At 73.1% G+C, this 17,240-nt stretch carries 19 protein-coding genes; 17 read left to right on the forward strand and 2 right to left on the reverse strand.

The features are described from left to right. Positions 1 to 199 precede the first annotated feature (199 nt). The 4 genes from ACIBBF_RS21380 (at position 200) to ACIBBF_RS21395 (ending at position 2,462) form a co-directional block, all read left to right on the forward strand. Positions 200 to 682 carry a hypothetical protein gene (locus tag ACIBBF_RS21380; RefSeq protein WP_397417340.1) on the forward strand — a complete coding sequence of 161 codons (483 nt, stop codon included), beginning with the start codon at positions 200 to 202 and terminating at the stop codon, positions 680 to 682. A gap of 66 nt (positions 683 to 748) precedes the next feature. After that, a complete protein-coding gene (locus tag ACIBBF_RS21385) occupies positions 749 to 1,012 on the forward strand; it encodes a phosphoribosyl-ATP diphosphatase (RefSeq protein WP_397417343.1) in 264 nt (87 codons plus the stop codon). A gap of 92 nt (positions 1,013 to 1,104) precedes the next feature. Further along, positions 1,105 to 1,968, forward strand: a complete 864-nt coding sequence (gene hisG, locus ACIBBF_RS21390; RefSeq protein WP_397417345.1) for an ATP phosphoribosyltransferase — start codon at positions 1,105 to 1,107, stop codon at positions 1,966 to 1,968. Positions 1,969 to 1,973: 5 nt separating this feature from the next. Then, positions 1,974 to 2,462: a PH domain-containing protein gene (locus ACIBBF_RS21395; protein WP_397417347.1), complete on the forward strand. Its 489-nt coding sequence runs from the start codon at positions 1,974 to 1,976 to the stop codon at positions 2,460 to 2,462. 68 nt (positions 2,463 to 2,530) lie between these two features. On the opposite strand, the gene ACIBBF_RS21400 is transcribed toward ACIBBF_RS21395, so the two are convergent. Further along, the gene (locus ACIBBF_RS21400; RefSeq protein WP_397417350.1) at positions 2,531 to 4,471 is read right to left on the reverse strand and encodes a DEAD/DEAH box helicase; all 1,941 of its coding nucleotides are present in this window, start codon (positions 4,469 to 4,471) and stop codon (positions 2,531 to 2,533) included. 357 nt (positions 4,472 to 4,828) lie between these two features. Here ACIBBF_RS21400 and ACIBBF_RS21405 point away from each other — a divergent pair, with 357 nt between their 5' ends. The 9 genes from ACIBBF_RS21405 (at position 4,829) to ACIBBF_RS21445 (ending at position 11,217) form a co-directional block, all read left to right on the forward strand. Continuing rightward, complete coding sequence (locus ACIBBF_RS21405) at positions 4,829 to 5,383, forward strand: CDP-alcohol phosphatidyltransferase family protein (protein WP_397417353.1); 555 nt, start codon at positions 4,829 to 4,831, stop codon at positions 5,381 to 5,383. Beyond that, on the forward strand, positions 5,380 to 6,315 hold the full coding sequence (locus ACIBBF_RS21410; RefSeq protein WP_397417355.1) for a DUF881 domain-containing protein: 936 nt from the start codon (positions 5,380 to 5,382) through the stop codon (positions 6,313 to 6,315). The genes ACIBBF_RS21405 and ACIBBF_RS21410 overlap by 4 nt, the downstream gene beginning before the upstream one ends. Further along, the gene (locus ACIBBF_RS21415; RefSeq protein ID WP_397417357.1) at positions 6,312 to 6,644 is read left to right on the forward strand and encodes a small basic family protein; all 333 of its coding nucleotides are present in this window, start codon (positions 6,312 to 6,314) and stop codon (positions 6,642 to 6,644) included. The genes ACIBBF_RS21410 and ACIBBF_RS21415 overlap by 4 nt, the downstream gene beginning before the upstream one ends. Beyond that, positions 6,641 to 7,714 (forward strand): DUF881 domain-containing protein, encoded by a 1,074-nt coding sequence (locus tag ACIBBF_RS21420; protein WP_397417359.1) that lies wholly within the window; start codon positions 6,641 to 6,643, stop codon positions 7,712 to 7,714. The genes ACIBBF_RS21415 and ACIBBF_RS21420 overlap by 4 nt, the downstream gene beginning before the upstream one ends. A 223-nt stretch (positions 7,715 to 7,937) precedes the next feature. Continuing rightward, entirely contained in the window at positions 7,938 to 8,411 is a 474-nt protein-coding gene (locus ACIBBF_RS21425; RefSeq protein ID WP_397417362.1) for an FHA domain-containing protein, read from the forward strand. Next, positions 8,408 to 9,178 carry a MerR family transcriptional regulator gene (locus tag ACIBBF_RS21430; RefSeq protein WP_397417364.1) on the forward strand — a complete coding sequence of 257 codons (771 nt, stop codon included), beginning with the start codon at positions 8,408 to 8,410 and terminating at the stop codon, positions 9,176 to 9,178. The genes ACIBBF_RS21425 and ACIBBF_RS21430 overlap by 4 nt, the downstream gene beginning before the upstream one ends. A gap of 123 nt (positions 9,179 to 9,301) precedes the next feature. Next, positions 9,302 to 9,808: a bifunctional nuclease family protein gene (locus tag ACIBBF_RS21435; RefSeq protein WP_397417541.1), complete on the forward strand. Its 507-nt coding sequence runs from the start codon at positions 9,302 to 9,304 to the stop codon at positions 9,806 to 9,808. Between the two features lie 111 nt (positions 9,809 to 9,919). Further along, positions 9,920 to 10,507, forward strand: coding sequence for a MerR family transcriptional regulator (locus ACIBBF_RS21440; RefSeq protein ID WP_119145523.1), 588 nt, complete (start codon positions 9,920 to 9,922; stop codon positions 10,505 to 10,507). Positions 10,508 to 10,542: 35 nt separating this feature from the next. Continuing rightward, positions 10,543 to 11,217 (forward strand): MBL fold metallo-hydrolase, encoded by a 675-nt coding sequence (locus tag ACIBBF_RS21445; RefSeq protein WP_397417366.1) that lies wholly within the window; start codon positions 10,543 to 10,545, stop codon positions 11,215 to 11,217. Between the two features lie 42 nt (positions 11,218 to 11,259). Here ACIBBF_RS21445 and ACIBBF_RS21450 read toward each other — a convergent pair whose 3' ends face one another. After that, on the reverse strand, positions 11,260 to 12,549 hold the full coding sequence (locus ACIBBF_RS21450; protein WP_397417368.1) for a phosphatidylserine/phosphatidylglycerophosphate/cardiolipin synthase family protein: 1,290 nt from the start codon (positions 12,547 to 12,549) through the stop codon (positions 11,260 to 11,262). A 165-nt stretch (positions 12,550 to 12,714) separates the two neighbouring features. Here ACIBBF_RS21450 and ACIBBF_RS21455 point away from each other — a divergent pair, with 165 nt between their 5' ends. The 4 genes from ACIBBF_RS21455 (at position 12,715) to ACIBBF_RS21470 (ending at position 17,172) form a co-directional block, all read left to right on the forward strand. Continuing rightward, entirely contained in the window at positions 12,715 to 13,089 is a 375-nt protein-coding gene (locus tag ACIBBF_RS21455; RefSeq protein WP_397417370.1) for a response regulator, read from the forward strand. A 102-nt stretch (positions 13,090 to 13,191) separates the two neighbouring features. Then, positions 13,192 to 16,101 carry a response regulator gene (locus ACIBBF_RS21460; RefSeq protein ID WP_397417372.1) on the forward strand — a complete coding sequence of 970 codons (2,910 nt, stop codon included), beginning with the start codon at positions 13,192 to 13,194 and terminating at the stop codon, positions 16,099 to 16,101. Continuing rightward, entirely contained in the window at positions 16,098 to 16,640 is a 543-nt protein-coding gene (locus ACIBBF_RS21465) for a pyruvoyl-dependent arginine decarboxylase (RefSeq protein WP_397417374.1), read from the forward strand. The genes ACIBBF_RS21460 and ACIBBF_RS21465 overlap by 4 nt, the downstream gene beginning before the upstream one ends. Then, a complete protein-coding gene (locus ACIBBF_RS21470; protein ID WP_397417376.1) occupies positions 16,630 to 17,172 on the forward strand; it encodes a hypothetical protein in 543 nt (180 codons plus the stop codon). The genes ACIBBF_RS21465 and ACIBBF_RS21470 overlap by 11 nt, the downstream gene beginning before the upstream one ends. The last annotated feature ends 68 nt before the right edge of the window (positions 17,173 to 17,240 follow it).

A 17,240-nucleotide genomic window follows, 5' to 3' on the forward strand; every position in this document is an offset into this window, starting at 1 on the left:
ACGCGGGGGGGGGGCGCGGGGGGGGCCACACGGGGGGGGGCGGGGCCCCCGCCCGGGGGGGGGGCCGGGGCCCCACCCGGGGGGGGGGGGGGGGGCCCCGCGGGGGGGGGGGGCGGGGCGCCCCGGGCCCCCCCCGGCCGGGGGAGCGCAGCCCCGGGCCGCGACGGAGAGCGCGGCCGGGGGAGGCGACGGGCGTCCCGTGACCAGCCCGGAGCCGCCGGCCGTGGCCTGCGTGGACTGGGTGCGGTTCGGCACCCCGGAGGAGGCGGCGGCCGCCGCGGGCGCTGTGCTGCGCGGGACGGTCGTGGCGCGCGACGACACGGTGCTGATGTACGGCGTGGAGTCCCAGCGCTGGCTCGTCGACGTGGTGCAGGTGCTGGAGCGGCCCGACCCGCCGCCCGGCCGGGGCGAGCCGCAGCCGGAGCTCGACGTCACGGCCGGCGAGCGGATCGCCGTGGTCTCGACGCCGGAGACCTGCAGTGGCGACGCTCACCCGGGCGGTGACCCGCTGGACCCGGCGTCCGGTCTCGCGGACGAGGACGGCACGGTCCTCGTCCTCCTGTCCGCCGCCTCGGGCGAGGAGCCGGGCGACGACGTCGGCTTCCACCTGATCACCCCGTACCAGGGGGTGCTGACGCCCGCGGACGACGGCACGCTGCCCGCGGAGTGGCCCTCGCCATAGTCGCGACATGGCCAGAACGTGGGACGGCGGCCGGTGGCGCCCCCGTCGCCCGACTAGGCTGGGGTCGTGAAGACCTTCGAGATCCTGTTCGCCGAGCTGACCGAGAAGGCCCAGACCCGCCCCGCGGGTTCGGGCACCGTGGCCCAGCTGGACGCGGGCGTCCATGCGATCGGCAAGAAGGTCGTGGAGGAGGCCGCCGAGGTGTGGATGGCCGCCGAGTACCAGTCGGACACGGAGACCGCCGAGGAGATCTCGCAGCTCCTGTACCACCTGCAGGTCCTGATGGTGGCCAAGGGCCTGACCCTCGAGGACGTGTACACGCATCTGTGACCCGGCCTCGGCGCCGCTCGACCCCACCGGTCGGGCCGGCGCCGGGAGACCCGGGTCCGCAGGTCCGACGTACACCCAGAGAGGAACACCACATGCTGCGCATCGCAGTCCCCAACAAGGGCGCCCTGTCGGGCCCCGCCTCCGAGATGCTGCGTGAGGCGGGCTACCGCCAGCGCCGCGACACCCGCGAGCTGGTGCTCGCCGACCCCGAGAACGACGTCGAGTTCTTCTTCCTGCGCCCCCGCGACGTCGCGGTCTACGTGGGCACGGGCACGGTCGACGTCGGCATCACCGGTCGTGACCTGATGCTCGACTCGGGTGCCGACGCCGTCGAGCACCTCGGCCTGGGCTTCGCGCGGTCCACCTTCCGGTACGCGGCACCCGCCGGGCCCGGCGAGACCGAACCCGTGACCGAGATCGCGCAGATCGCGGGGCGCCGCGTGGCGTCGTCGTACACGACGCTCGTGGCGCAGCACCTGGCGAAGCAGGGCGTGGAGCCCGCCGCGATCGTGCACCTGGACGGTGCCGTGGAGTCGAGCGTGCGCCTCGGCGTCGCGGACGTGATCGCCGACGTCGTGGAGACCGGCACCACGCTGCGGGCCGCGGGCCTGGAGGTCTTCGGCGAGCCGATCCTGCGGTCGGAGGCCGTGCTGATCCGGCGGTCGGACACCGAGCCCCCGGCCGGCCTGGACATCCTGACCCGCCGGCTGGAGGGTGTGATCACCGCCCGGGAGTACGTGCTCATGGACTACGTGGTGCCCGCCTCACGGCTGGAGGAGGCCGTGGCCATCACGCCCGGCAAGGAGTCGCCCACGGTGTCGGCACAGCACCACAGCGACGCGTGCGCGGTCCGGGTCATGGTCCCGCGCCGGGAGACGAACCGGATCATGGACGCCCTGTACGGCGTGGGTGCGCGGGCCATCATCGTCACGTCCATCCACGCCTCGCGGCTGTAGGCGTCATGGGCGCGCGGGCCGGCAACGGGGTGGACGGGGGAGCCGAGCGCTTCCGCGTGTTCCGCGGCCGGTTCGGCACGCCCGTGGCGTACGGGCTCGCGCTGCTGTCGGCCGGCGGGTGCACGTTCGTCGCGCTGGCGGCGACCGGTCAGGGCGCGGACACCGCGAACCGCATCGCGATCATCGTGTTCGGTCTGCTGGGCGCCGTGATCGCCTGGCGGTTCGGCGCGGTGCGCGCCGTGCCGGACCCGGACGGCCTGACCGTGGTCAACTACGCCTCCAGCCGGCGCCTCTCCTGGCCCGAGATCGTGACCGTCCGGTTCGGTCCCAACGATCCGTGGGTGCACCTCGACCTGTCCGACGGCGACGTGCTCGCCGTCATGGGCATCCAGCGCGCCGACGGCGAGCACGCCATGGCGGAGGCCCGCCGGCTGGTGGCCCTCATCGCGGAGCTCGGCGAGGCTCCGGAACCCGGCCACGACCCCGCGAGATAGGAACCGCGGCGAGACAGAACGGCCGGCACATCCTGAGGATGTGCCGGCCGTCTCTCGTTCGCGTGGGGTCAGCGGGTGCTGCGGGCCTCCCAGTGGGCGGAGCGGCCACGCGGGCCGCGGTCGCCGTCCGGGCGGCGGTGGTCGCCACCGCCGCGCGGGCCACGCTCGCCACCGCGCGGGGCGCCGCGGTCGAGCGTGATGCGCAGCGGCTTGCCGGCCACGCGGGCACGGGCCAGCCGGTCGAGCGCCTCGTTGTCGAGCGGTGCGGTGATGTCCACCAGCGAGAAGCTGCCGAAGATGTCGATCTTGCCGACGTCGGCGCCCGTGATGCCGCCCTCGCCGGTCAGCGCACCGACGATCCCGCCCGGCTGCACGCCGTGCGTGTGACCGACGGCGATGCGGTACCGCGTGCCGCGGGCGGGACGGCGGATGCCGCGCTCGCCCTCGGACCGGCCCCGCGAGGTGCGGTCGTGCCGGTCGCCGTCGCGGGTGCTGCGCCGGGCGGCAGCGGCCTTGGCCTCGGCCCGCTCGCGCTCGTACTCCTCCTGCTCGGCGCGGGCCCGGGGCCCGTCGTCACCGACCGCGAGCGCCGCCATGGCGGCGGCGACGTCGATGGGGTCGACGTCGTTGTCCTGGACGTAGGTGCGGATCATCTCGGTGTACATGTCGAGACGGCCTGCCTCGCGGCGGGCGGCGACCTTGTCGAGGGTGCGCTTGACCTGGTGGGCGGAGACGTCCTTGGGGGAGGGGATGTCTACTTCTTCGAGCTGGGTGCGGATGGTGCGCTCGATGGAGCGGAGCTTGCCGCGCTCGTGGGGGGTGACGAAGGTGAGGGCCTCGCCGGTGCGTCCGGCGCGGCCGGTGCGGCCGATGCGGTGGACGTAGGCCTCGGGCTCGCCGGGGACGTCGAAGTTGACGACCAGGCCGATGCGGTCGACGTCGAGGCCGCGGGCGGCGACGTCGGTGGCGACGAGGACGTCGAGGGCGCCGGAGCGGAGGCGCTCGACGATCTTCTCGCGTTCCTTCTGGGCGACGTCGCCGGAGATGGTGGCGGCGGAGATGCCCTTCTCGATGAGGGCGGAGCCGACGTCCTCGGCCGCGCCGCGGGTGCGGGTGAAGACGATGGCGGCGTCGGCGTCGGAGGTGGCCAGGACGCGGGCGAGGGAGCCGACCTTGTGGCGGAAGGGCACGACGGCGTAGGTCTGGCGCACCGCGGTGACGGTGGAGGACTGCCGGGCGACGGCGATCTGGACCGGGTCGGTGAGGTGCTGGTCGGCGACCTTGCGGATGGCCGGGGGCATGGTGGCGGAGAAGAGGGCGACCTGGCGCTCGGCGGGTGCCTGGCCGAAGATCTCCTCGACGTCCTCGGCGAAGCCCATGCGGAGCATCTCGTCGGCCTCGTCGAGGACGAGGAAGCGGATGTCCTCCAGGCGCAGGGCGCCGCGCTCGAGGTGGTCCTTGATGCGGCCGGGGGTGCCGACGACGACGTGGACGCCGTCGCGCAGGGCGCGCTGCTGGGGTACGTAGGGGGCGCCGCCGTAGACGGGCAGCACGCGGACGTCGTCCATCTTGCTGGCGAACGACTCGATGGCGTCGGCGACCTGCATGGCGAGCTCGCGCGTGGGGGTCAGGACGAGGGCCTGGACCTTGCGCAGGGCGGGGTCGACGGCGGCGAGGAGCGGGAGGCCGAAGGCGGCGGTCTTGCCGGTTCCGGTCTGGGCGACGCCGGTGATGTCGCGGCCGGCCAGGAGCTCGGGGATGGCGCGGGCCTGGATGGCCGAGGGGGTGACGAAGCCGAGCTCGTCGATGGCGGCCATGAGGGTCGCGGGCAGGTCGAGGCTCGCGAAGGTCGGGCCGGTGGGCTCGGTGGTCGCGGGCGTGCTGGTGGTGGCCTCGGGGGCCGTGTCGTCGCCGGTCGTCGCGGCGGTGGCCTGGTCGGCGTCGTGGCCGGTGTCGGGGGCCGTGTCGTGCTCGGTGGGCGCGATCAGGTCATGGGTGTCGAGAGACATGCAGTGGTGCACCGTTCGTCGTCGGAGGGAGTCAGGGCCGAGGTGAGGGCCCTCGCGTCGCTCGCTCCCGAAAACACCTTCCCCGCAGCAGGGCTGCGGGCCTGTCGCACGGTGTGTGCGCACACGGGAAGACGACGAACTCCAAGGGGATGTGTCACCACCCTATCGGTTGCGGGGTGCTTCGGCACAGAGGCAGGGGGCGTGACGTGCGGCACGCAGGTCCCCGGAGCCGCACGTCAGGCCGGATCCGGGGACCTGCGGCGTGCCAGTGCGTATACGCAACGCCCGCCCCGTAGGATGGCGGCCGAGACGAACCGGCGTGAGCAAGGGCGGTTTTGCGTGTCCACTGGGGCGGAGATGAGCTCCCGGGTCCTGACCGTACCCAACGTGATCAGCCTGGTGCGGCTGGCACTCGTGCCGGTCTTCGCCTGGCTGATCGTGGTGGGCGAGGACGGTTGGGCGTTGCTGGTGCTCGCGGTCTCCGGTGTGACGGACTGGCTCGACGGTGTGCTGGCCCGGCGCCTGAACCAGGTGACCCGGCTCGGGCAGATGCTCGACCCGCTGGCGGACCGGTTGTTCATCTTCGTGACCCTGATCGGCCTGGCGTGGCGCGAGGTGGTGCCGCTGTGGCTGGTGGTGGCGATCGTGGCGCGGGACGTGCTGCTGGCCCTGACGGTGCCCGTGCTGGCCCGGCTCGGGTACGGCACGCTGAACGTGAGCATGGTGGGCAAGGTGGCGACGTTCGCGCTGCTGTACGCGTTCCCGCTGCTGCTGCTCGCCGAGGTGCCGGGCTGGCTGGGTGCGGTCGCGCACGTGGTGGGCTGGGCCTTCACGTGGTGGGGCGTGGGCCTGTACTGGCTGGCGGGCCTGCAGTACGTCGCGCAGGTGCGCAGGCTGGCGGCGGGGGCATGAGCGGACCGGCGGCACCGGCCCGTTCCCCGGGCCGCCGTCCGGACGAGTCGATGACGCTCCTGCGCGAGGTCACCGAGCGCCCTCTGGACCCCGGGTACGCGGAGATGGCGCAGCGGCGCGCCCGGGAGGCGGGGACGGCGGCGGGTGCCCCGCGGCGCAGCCTCCCGAGCCTGCTGTCGATGACCCTGGTGGCCGCCGTGCTCGGGGCTGCGACCACGGTGGCCGTGCTGGACCTGCGAGCACCGCAGCCGGAGGTGTCGCGGGGGCGTGCGGTGCTGATCGAGCAGATCCGCGAGCGCAGCGTGCAGGTGGAGTCGTTGTCGGACCGGGCGGCGGCCCTGAGCGCCCAGGTGGACGGCCTGCAGGTGGACGCTCTGCTGCCGTCTGCGCTGCTGGAGATCAACGCGCTGGACCGGTGGGTCAACGGTGCGGTGGCGGTACGGGGCCCGGGCCTGGTGGTGCGGCTGACCGACGGGTCGGGTGGCGGGCTGGTGGAGCCGGGTGACGCGCCGGCGGAGTCGCGGGTGCGGGACGCGGACGTGCAGTTCGTGGTCAACGAGCTCTGGGCCGCGGGTGCGGAGGCCGTGGCGGTCAACGACCAGCGGCTGACGTCGCTGTCGGCGATCCGGAACGCGGGTGACGCGATCCTGGTGGACCTGCAGCCGCTGAACGGGCCGACGTACACGATCGAGGCCGTCGGTGACCCGGAGGACATGCAGGTGGAGTTCGCGCGGTCGGCGGGGCTGGGGTTCCTGCAGCTGCTGAGCGCGGAGTACGACATCAAGAACGAGGTGACCACCAGCGAGGGGATGTACCTGCCCGGTGCGGGGTCGCCGACGCTGCGGTACGCGCACGTGCCTCGTGCTCAGGACAGCACCCGGAACGGTGCCCAGGACAGTGCTCAGGACGGATCCGAGGAGGACAACGGATGATCGCGATCATCGGGCTCGTGATCGGGGTGGTCGCCGGTCTGGTGCTGCAGCCGACCGTGCCGCTGATGCTGCAGCCGTATCTGCCCATCGCGGTGGTGGCGGCGCTGGACGCCCTGTTCGGTGGCTTCCGGGCCATGCTCGACGGGATGTTCGACGACAAGGTGTTCCTGGTCTCGTTCCTGTCGAACGTCGTGGTGGCGGCGTTCATCGTGTTCCTGGGCGACCAGCTCGGTGTCGGCGGGCAGCTCTCCACCGCGGTCGTGGTGGTGCTGGGCATCCGGATCTTCTCCAACGCGGCGTCCATCCGCCGGCACATCTTCAAGGCGTGAGCGTGAGCACGGGCAAGGACCGGGAGACCCCCGACCAGCCGGCGGGCGGACCGGACGAGACCCCGGACGCGCCGGACGCGCCGGACGCGGCGTCGTCCGACGCATCCTCGAGCCGGCCGCCGACAGCGCACGACGCCACTGAGGACCTGGTGGACCTGGTGGACCCGGTGGACCCGGTGGACCCGGTACAGGCGACGGAGAGCGGCGACCCAGAGGAGACGCCCACCGCCGATCAGCCGAATCAGCCTGACCCGACGGACCCGACGGCGGACGAGCCTGGAGAGGCCGCCCAGCCTGCCGAGCCCGCCGAGCCCGCCGATCCGGACGGCTCCCGTCCCGGCGCCGCCCCGGCGGCGTCCGGCTGGCGGCGCGCGGCCCATCTCCTGCGCCCTCGCGGCACGCGCTCGGAGCTGCTGGCGGGCCTGCTGTGCCTGCTGCTGGGCTTCGCGCTGGCGGTCCAGGTGGGGCAGTCCACGGGCGACCAGCTCAGCGGACTGCGCCAGGACGAGCTCGTGCGGCTCCTGGACGAGGTGACGCAGCGCGCCGACCAGCTCGACGCGGAGGTCTCGGACCTGGAGGAGATCCGCGACGACCTGCAGTCCGAGGACGGCCGCGACCAGGCGGCCCGCGACCTCGCGCAGCAGCGCGCGCAGCAGGAGGGCATCCTGTCGGGCCGGCTGCCCGCGCAGGGTCCGGGGGTGCACATCCACGTGGCCGACGGCGACAAGCCGCTCGAGGCCCAGGTGCTGTTCAACCTGCTGGAGGAGCTGCGCAACGCCGGCGCCGAGGCGATCGAGGTCAACGGGGTCCGGCTGGTCACCACGAGCTACTTCGTGGACTCGGGCGGCGGCGTCGTGCTCGACGGCGCCGCCGTGGCCTCCCCGTACGAGTGGACCGCCATCGGCGACCCGAAGACGATCGACCGCGCCCTGGAGATCCCCGGGGGCGCACTGCCCCGGATCCGGGAGGAGGGCGGCGAGGCGACCACCACACCGTCCGACCAGGTCACCGTGGACGCGGTACGCATCCCGGGCGAACCGGAGCACGCCGAGCCCGACGACGGGCAGTGACCGGGGCGCACCCGGAACGACCTTGCGGAACTGGCATGCGGAACCGCCGTGACGTGGGTAGTTTTATCCGGGTTGGTTCCCTGGCCTGGTTCCCGCTTCCATCTCGATCGGGGTAGGTTGAGTGGAACCTGGGCGGCGCCCCGTGCGTTGACCCCGAAACAGCAGTACACGGCAGTACGACGGACCCATCCCAGCACCCCACCCCCGCACCCGAGGAGACCTGATGACGGACCCCAGCGCCCATCCGGTCGGGCCCGATACCACGGCCAACCTGGGTCGCATCGCGTTCCCGACCTCCGACGAGCAGGCGCCCCGCACGGCACTGAGCCCGGAAGAAGCCGCAGCCGTCGCCGCCCTCCCGCGCCACTCCGCCCTGCTCATCGTGCAGCGCGGGCCGGGATTCGGCGCACGCTTCCTCCTGGACACCGGCCGTGCGGTCGCGGGGCGCAGCGAGCAGGCCGACATCTTCCTCGACGATGTCACCGTGTCCCGCAAGCACGCCGAGTTCGTCCGCGAGGGCGACTCGTTCGTCGTCCGCGACATCGGCTCACTGAACGGCACCTACGTCAACCGCGGTCGCATCGACGCCGCGACCCTGGTCACGGGCGACGAGGTGCAGATCGGCAAGTTCCGCCTCACCTTCCACGCCAGCCCGCAGGCGCCGACGCAGTGGGGCGCGGGGACGCCCGCCCCGTGACGGCCGGCGCCGCACGCGTCCACCGCGACCCCGAGCCCGGTCCCGACCCCGCGTCGGGCCGGGACCCGGGTGACGCCGACGCGCCCTGGCCCCGGGGCATCTCCCGGCAGCCCACCATGCGCATCAGCGACGTGCTGCGCGCCCTGGGCCAGGAGTTCCCCTCCGTGTCGCACTCCAAGCTGCGCTTCCTGGAGGAGCAGGGCCTCATCGAGCCCGTGCGGACCCCCTCGGGCTACCGGCAGTACAGCCAGGCCGACGTCGAACGCCTGCGCTTCGTCCTGACCGAGCAGCGCGACAGCTACATGCCGCTGAAGGCCATCAAGGAACGCCTGGCCGCGATGGACGCCGACCCCGACTCGGCAGAGCACCCCGCACCGCGCCTGGCCGGCATCGGCGCGCCAGCGAGGCGCCGCTGGACCGCACGGTCCGTGGCCGACGCCGCCGGCGTCACCGAGGAGTTCGTGCAGGACCTGGCCCGGTCCGGGCTGCTGCCCGCCTCCGGCGGCACCTTCGGCTCCAGCGCCGTCGACGTCGTCCGGATCGCCGCGGCCCTGGCCCAGTTCGGCATCGAACCCCGCCACCTGCGCTCCTTCCGCACCGCCGCCGACCGGCAGGTCACGCTCGTGGACCAGGTCGTGGCCCCGCTGCGCAGCCAGCAGGCCACCGCCGCGCGGGGCCGCGCGGCCAGCATGGCCGGTGAGATGGGCGAGCTGTTCACCCGGCTGCACGCCGCCTGGATCCGGCAGGGCATCGACGACCTCGGCTGAGACGGGATTTCACCCTTCTTTGGCACGTGGCCGACCACCACGTGACCAGAAAATTGCTCCGAGCGCGCGACGCGCGACCGCCGGACGCCGTACGGTGAAAGAGTGAGGCCGGACGACGTACCGATGGTTCCCGTGGAGATCCTCGGTGTGCGACAGCAGCAACGCGATCAGGAGATCGTCGTGCTGCTGCTCGACAGCGCCGCCGATCTCGCCGTCCCGATCGTCATCGGCGCCCGTGAGGCCAGCGCGATCGCGATGGCGCAGGCCGGCCTGGCCACCCCGCGGCCCATGACCCACGACCTGCTGCGGGACGTGCTGGGCGCCGTGGGCGTCGTGCTCGAACGCGTCGAGATCGTCGCCCTGGAGGGCGGCATCTACTTCGCCGAGCTCGTGCTGAGCAACGGCGTGCACCTCGACTCACGCGCCTCCGACGCGATCGCGCTGGCCGTGCGCACCGGCAGCCCCGTCCTGTGCTCGGCCGAGATCGTGGCCCTGGCCGGCGTCGAGATCGTCGACGTCGACCAGCAGGCCGAGGTCGAGCGCTTCCGCGACTTCCTGGACCACGTCACCCCCGAGGACTTCCTCGGACCACCCGGCGGAGGGAGCCCCGGACCCGGACGCAACGGCTGACCGCCACCCCGCCCGGGGAACAACTCGCGACACGCCGGGCGTTTCACGGCGCGCATCTTTGAAATCACCTACGACGCGCCATAGCGTGGCCACGACACCCCAGGAGGCACAGTGAACACCAGCGGTGAGAGAGCCACACGCGCTACGGTCCCGCACGGCGCGCAGGGTCTCCTCTTCGGTGAGGACCTGACGGAGCAGGACGCCACGACCGGCTACCGCGGCACCACGGCGTGCCACATCGCCGGCATCACCTACCGTCAGCTCGACTACTGGGCCCGCACCGGCCTGGTCGAGCCGAGCATCAAGCCCGCCACCGGGTCCGGCACCCACCGGTTGTACAGCTTCCGCGACATCCTGGTGCTCAAGGTCGTCAAGAGACTCCTGGACACCGGCGTCTCCCTGCAGCAGATCCGCACCGCCGTCACCGCGCTGCGGGAACGCGGCGTCGAGGACCTGGCCCAGATCACCCTCATGTCCGACGGCGCGAGCGTGTACGAGTGCACCTCGCCCGACGAGGTCGTCGACCTCGTGGCCGGCGGTCAGGGCGTGTTCGGGATCGCCGTCGGGCGGGTCTGGCGCGAGATCGAGGGCACCCTGTCCCAGATGCCGACCGAGACCATCGAGCAGGGCGAGCCCGGCGTCCCCGCCGTCGAGGGCGACGAGCTGGCGCAGCGGCGGGCCGCACGGTCCGCCGTCTGACCGCACCACTCGCCCGGCGGGCGTAGCCTGCCACCATGCAGCTCACCTTCCACGGGCACGCGTGCGTCTCGGTCGCTCTGCCCGACGGCGCACGCGTCGTCATCGATCCCGGAACCTTCAGCGACACCGGCGCGCTCACGGGCGCCACAGCCGTGCTGATCACCCACGACCACGCCGACCACCTGGACCCGGCCGCCGTCGCAGAACACCTCCGCACCACCCCCGCGGCGCAGGTCTGGGGGCCGGCGTCCGCCATCGAGAACCTGGCCACCGCGGGCGCGGCCCGCGAGCGCCTGCACGCAGTGACGCCCGGTGACGTGCTGGAGGTCGGCGGTGCGCGGGTCACGGTGGGCGGGGGTGCGCACGCCGAGATCCACCCGGAGGTGCCTGGTCTGCCGGTGAACGTGACCTACCTGGTCGAGGCCGGCGGGCGCAGCGTGTACCACCCGGGCGACTCCTTCGTGCCGCCCGCGCAGGTGCCCGGTGGCCGGGTCGGCGTGCTGCTGGTGCCGGTGTCGGGGCCGTGGATGAAGCTGCGGGAGGCGATCGACTTCGCGCGTTCGGTTCCGGCGGTCACGGTGGTCCCGGTGCACGACGGGCTGTTGTCCGACATCGGGCACATGCTGACGGGCCGGTGGCTGGACACGGCGCGGCTCGGTGGGCAGTACGTCTATGCGCGGCTGACGGCGGGGGAGTCGCTGGCGGCGTGAGGACGGTCTGAGCCGTCGGCCTGGTCCCGCTGTGCTCCCGTGCTACAGCAGGGGGCGCAGCGGGATGAGGAGGTACTCGCCGATCTTGGCGACGGTGCCGCGCTCCTCCCACTGGGCGAGGGTGAGCTCGGTGGCGTTGGACAGGTCCATGGCGAACACGTCCTCCATGCGGGCGGCCAGGCCGGGGTCGACGATCTCGAGGTTGACCTCGTAGTTGCCGGTGAGGCTGAGCCGGTCGATGTTGGCGGTGCCGATGGTGGTCCAGCGGCGGTCGATGGTCGCGGTCTTGGCGTGCACCATGGCGCCCTGGTACAGGAAGATGCGGACGCCGCCGCGCAGCAGGGAGGCGTACTGGCCGCGGGCGAGCCAGTCGGCCACGACGTGGTTGGAGCGGTGCGGTACCAGGACGCGGACGTCGACGCCGCGGGCGGCGGCCGCCAGCAGCGCGGCGTGGATGTCGTGGTCGGGGATGAAGTACGCCTGGGTGATGTAGACGTGGCTGGTGGCGCGGTCGATGGCGTCGAGGTAGATGCCGCGGATCGGGAAGACGAGCTCGGAGGGGGCGTTGCGGGCCGCCTTGAGGTGCGGCATCCACGTGTTCGACCCGATGTCGGTCAGCACGGGGTGGCGTGGCTTGCGGTGCCGGTTCCAGAAGTCGACGAACGCGTTGCGCAGCTCCCACACGGACGGTCCGGCAAGGCGTACGTGGGTGTCGCGCCACTGGGTGGCGTACAGGGAGCCGATGTTGTACCCGCCGACGAACCCGATCTCGTCGTCGACCACGAGGATCTTGCGGTGGTCGCGCCCGGAGGTGCGGACGTTCAGGTAGGCCATGCCGCGGCGCAGCACGGGGAACCGCAGCACGTGCACCGACGGCGGGAAGCGGAAGAACGAGTAGGGCACGACGAGGTTGGCGAAGCCGTCCACGATGACGTAGACGTCGACACCACGGTCGGCGGCGTCGATGACGGCCTGCTTGAACTGCCGCCCGACCTCGTCGTCCTTCCAGATGTAGGACTCCAGCATCACCGAGGTGCGGGCGCCGCGGATGGCTTCCAGCATCGCCTCGTACAGGTCGGCGCCGTAGGTGTAGACGGTGGTGGCGGTCTCGTCGATGTACTCGGTGAGGGGCTTCTCGGTGGGGAACTTCTCCGTGAGCGGGTGCATGCGCCGCCGGATCTTGTCCGTGACGGTCAGCGCGACCGCGGCGGTGACGGGCACGGCGGCCGCCACGATCGCTGCGCGCGTGGCGAACGTGCGCACCTGCCGGACGAAGTCCGGGGGCAGGTCGAGGGTGAGCTTCGGCAGGCTGGGAAACTTGCGGGACGGCACGCACTCACGGTACCCGCTCCCACCTCGGGGATCTCGGAATGACCGGCGCGTCGGCCTGCACCCGGTGTTCCTCCGCCGCGAGCGCCCGGTCGGTGGGAGGATTGGCTGCAGGTCCAGGGGGCGGAAGCCGAAGCTGTCCGACGTGCGTGCCCTGGAGGAGGCCCGATGAGCCGACGGATCCTGGTGGTCGACGACGAGGAGGCGATCCGGGAGGTCGTCCGGACCGGCCTGGAGGTGGTTGCCGGGTGGGACGTGGACGTGGCCGCGGACGGTGCCCAGGCGGTCGCGTCGTGCGAGGCTGACCCCCCGGACGCGGTGCTGCTGGACGTCATGATGCCGGCGATGGACGGGCCGGCCACGTTCTCCCGTCTCCAGGAGAACCCGCGCACCCAGGACGTGCCGGTCATCTTCCTGACGGCGAAGGTGCAGCCCGCCGAGCGGCGCCGGTACGAGGAGCTCGGGGTCGCCGGGGTGCTGGCCAAGCCGTTCGACCCGTTGACGCTGCCCGATCAGATCGCGGACCTGCTCGGGTGGACCTGACGCGTCCCTGGTCAGGGCGCGGTGCGCGGGCAGAGTGAGAAGCGGAAGGTGAAAAGCGGAAGGTGAAATGCAGGGCCCACACGGCTGACCTACTCTCGCCGTATGGGGTCGCCGCGCTCCGCGCAGGGGTCACGGGAGAGCTTCGTCCGCTGGTGCTGGGTCGGCGGCACGGCGCTCCTGCTGTTCGTCGTGGCGCTGGCCGGGCCGCTGGAGCAGTCCGTGCGCCAGCAGATCTCGATGGTGGCGCTCGCGGCCGCCGGTGTCGTCACGGCGGTGAGCTGCGGGTGGCGTGCGGTGCAGTCCAGGGGGCGCCGGCGTCGGGCCTGGGGTGCGCTGTCCCTGGGTGGTGTGGTGGGGCTGGCCGGGAACGTGTACTCCGGGCTGGCGGGCGACCCGGAGACGGGTGACGCCGTCTACATCGCGGCGCTGCTGTTCGGCGTGGTGGGGCTGTCGCTGTTCCCTGCGGTGCGGCCGCGCGGCCAGGACCTGGTGCGGATGCTCCTGGACAGCGTGGTGGTGGGCGGTTCGGTGCTGTACATCGCGCTGTTCGCCGTGGCGCTCGACCCGGTCGCGCAGGCCACGCAGCCGGCGTTCACGGCGTATGCGCTGCCCGTGGTGGACGCGCTGCTGGCCACGCTCGCGGTGCAGGTGCTGACTCGGTCCAGTGCCGCCGAACGGGTGCCGCTGGTGCTGGTGGGTGGCGGGTTCGTGCTGTACACGGTGGCGGACGTGGCGTTCGCTCTGCTGTCGGCGACGGACGGGTTCACGTTCGGCAGCCCGGTCGATGCCGGGTGGGTGGGCGGCTACCTCGCCATCGCCCTGGCCGCGCGCCATCCGGCGGCCTCCGGTGCCCCGGTCGTGACCCGGTCCGGGGAGGGGACTCCCGTGCTGGGCACGGTGGTCACGTTCTGCCTGTTCCTGGCCGCCGCGCTGACCCGCGTGACCCAGGCGCAGGGCGGTGCGGGCCTGCCGTGGGTGGCGAACGCGCTGTGGGTCGCGGTGCTCGTGGCGGTCGTGGTGCGGCAGATCCTGGTGGTGGTGGACAACGAGTCCCTGCGGCACGGGCTGGAGCGACGGGTGCGGGAACGCACCGCGCAGCTGCGCTCGCTGGCCAGCGAGCGGGAGCGGACGCTGGAGTCCGTGGCCGACGGGATCTACGGGGTGGACCTGCAGGGCAGGGTGACGTTCGTGAACGCGGCCGCGGCGCACACGCTCGGTGCGCCCGCCGGTGAGCTGGTGGGCCGCGACGCGCACGCCACCTTCCACGCCCCGGCGCAGGACGGCACCCGGCTGCCCGCGGAGAACTGCTACATCACCGAGGCGGTGCGCGACGGCATCACGGTCACGGCCGAGCAGGACGTCTACCTGCGCCTGGACGGCAAGGAGGTGCCCGTCGAGGTGACGGCCAGCCCGTTGCGCGACGACGGCCGGATCCGCGGCGCGGTCGTCGCGTTCCGTGACGTGACCGAACGACGCGAGATGGAGAACATCAAGGACGAGTTCGTGTCCGTGGTGAGCCACGAGCTGCGCACCCCGCTGACCGCCATCCGCGGTGCGCTCGGCCTCCTGGACGGTGGAGCGTTCCACGACGCGCCCGAACAGGCCGCACGCATGGTCCACATCGCCCTGGGCAGCAGCGAGCGCCTCGCGCGGCTCGTGGACGACATCCTGGACGTGGAGCGCCTGGACGCCGGCACGACACAGCTCGAGCTGGCCGACCACCCGGTCGGCGAGCTGGTGGCCGCCGCGGTGGACCAGGTCTCGGTCCTGGCCGACGAGGCCGGCGTCACCCTGGCACCGCAGCACAGCACGGAGGTCGTCCGTGCGGACGCCGAGCGCATCGTGCAGACCTTGACCAACCTGCTGGGCAACGCGGTGAAGTTCTCCCCGCCGGGCAGCACCGTGCGCGTCACGAGCGTGCCCGTGGGGGACTTCGTCGAGCTGCGTGTCGAGGACGAGGGACGCGGCATCCCGCCCGACAAGCTGGAGGCCGTCTTCCGGCGGTTCGAGCAGATCGACGCCTCGACGACGCGTGAGCGGGGTGGCTCCGGGCTCGGGCTGCCGATCGCGCGCAGCATCGTGGAGCTGCACGGCGGACGGTTGTGGGCCGTCAGCGAGGGCGAGGGGCACGGATCCAGCTTCCGGTTCACGCTGCGCCGCGCCGCACCGGAGACGGGCCGGGCCCCGGAGCCCCGGCAGCAGGGCGTCCAGGCACCGACCCGGGTGCTGGTCGCCGACGACGACCCGGACGTCGTGGAGGTGCTCCGCGCGGTCCTGGAGGCACGCGGGTACGACGTCGTGGGCGTCACCGACGGGCAGGCCGTGCTCGACGTCATCGACGACGAGCATCCCGACGTGCTCGTCCTGGACCTCGCGATGCCGGGCACGAGCGGCGCCGAGGTGCTCAGCCAGCTGCGACGGTCCGCGGCCACGGCCGGGGTGCCGGTCGTGGTGGTGTCCGGGACGCGGCCGGGCGACGTGCTGGAGACCGCGGCGCTCGCGGACGACTGGCTCGTCAAGCCCGTGGACCCCGCACGCCTGATCGAGACCGTCCGGGACGTCATCCGCCGCCAGCCGCACCACAGCCGGATCCTCGTGGTCGAGGACGACGACGACCTGCGCAGCGTGGTGGCGACCGTCCTGGAGAACGGGGGTCTCGCCGTCCGGCAGGCGCGCTCGGTGGAGGAGGCCAGGGGAGCGCTGGCGCACGGCGCCGACCCGGACCTCGTGGTCCTGGACCTCACCGTGTCCGGCGGGGGCGGGCGGGAGCTGGTGGCCGACCTGCGGCGTGACGGGCGGCTGCGCCGGGTGCCGCTGGTCGTCTACTCGGGTGCCGAGGTCGGCACGCAGGAACGGAAGGACCTCCAGCTGGGCCGTACCGTGTTCCTGACCAAGGGGCAGGCGGCGCCCGACGCCGTGCTGCGTTCCGTGCTGGACCTGCTGGACGCCGCGGCCGGGCGCACCGGCGGGCTCGGCGAGTCCGGCGATCTCCCGTCCTCGAGGACACCATGACTGACCCACTGACTGACCGACTGACCGACCCGCGGCCCGACCCACTGGTCATCCGTGTCAGTGCCGGGACCGGCACCGGGCGCACCACCCTGGCCGCGTTCGACGCCGCCCTGGCGAGCGCCGGCGTCAGCGACTTCAACCTCATCCGGCTCAGCTCGATCATCCCGCCCGGCAGCCGCGTCCAGGAGGTGCACGGGCCGGGACAGCTGCGCGGCGCGCACGGGGACGCCCTGTACTGCGTGTACGCCCGGGCGCACGCCTCGCTGCCCGGGCACGACGCCTGGGCGGGCATCGCCTGGTCCCGGCACGACGACGGCGACGGGGCCGGCCTGTTCGTCGAGCACGAGGGGCCCTCGCGCGAGCAGGTCTCCGCAGACCTCACGCACAGCCTGGAGGACCTGTCCGCCACCCGCGGCGGCGCCTACCGGCCCCAGGGGCGCCGCATCGTGGGCATCACGTGCCGGACGCTGCCCGTGTGCGCCGTGGTGGTCGCGACCTACCGCAGCGTCGGCTGGGGGGTGCCGGGCCATGGACGCTGACGTCGTCCTGCGCGAGACGGTCTCCGGCGCGGTCGCGGACCGGTTCTGGGCCCTGTACCTGGAGGCCTTCGAGCCGCTGCGCACCCGCGCCGCCGCCCGGCACGTGCTGCACCGCCGGGAGTTCGACGCCGAGATGGCCGACCCCCGCGTGACCAAGCTGCTGGCCCGGGACGAGCACGGCGAGGCGGTGGGGCTGACGACGCTCGCGACCGACCTCGCCGCCGTGCCCTGGGTGAGCCCCGAGTTCTTCGCCGCCCGCTACCCCGAGCACGCCGCCCGCGGCGCGGTCTGGTACGTCGGGTTCACGCTCGTGCACCCGCACCGCCGGTCCACCCGCACCTTCATGGACATGATCGACACCCTGGTCGCCCACCTCGCCGAGCACCGCGTGGTGTGCGCCTACGACGTGTCCCGGTTCAACGACGAGTCGCTGCGGTTCGCCGACCACCTGCGCCGCCACCTGGAACGCACCGGAGACGTGACCGTGGAGAACGTGGACCAGCAGACGTACTACGCCTCCACGTTCCACTGACACCCGTATGACGCCCGTATGACACCCGTACCACGACGGGCGCGGCACGACGTTCCTGCCTACCGTCG

Source organism: Promicromonospora sp. NPDC050880 (assembly GCF_044456525.1).
In the GTDB taxonomy this organism is placed as follows: Bacteria; Actinomycetota; Actinomycetes; order Actinomycetales; family Cellulomonadaceae; genus Promicromonospora.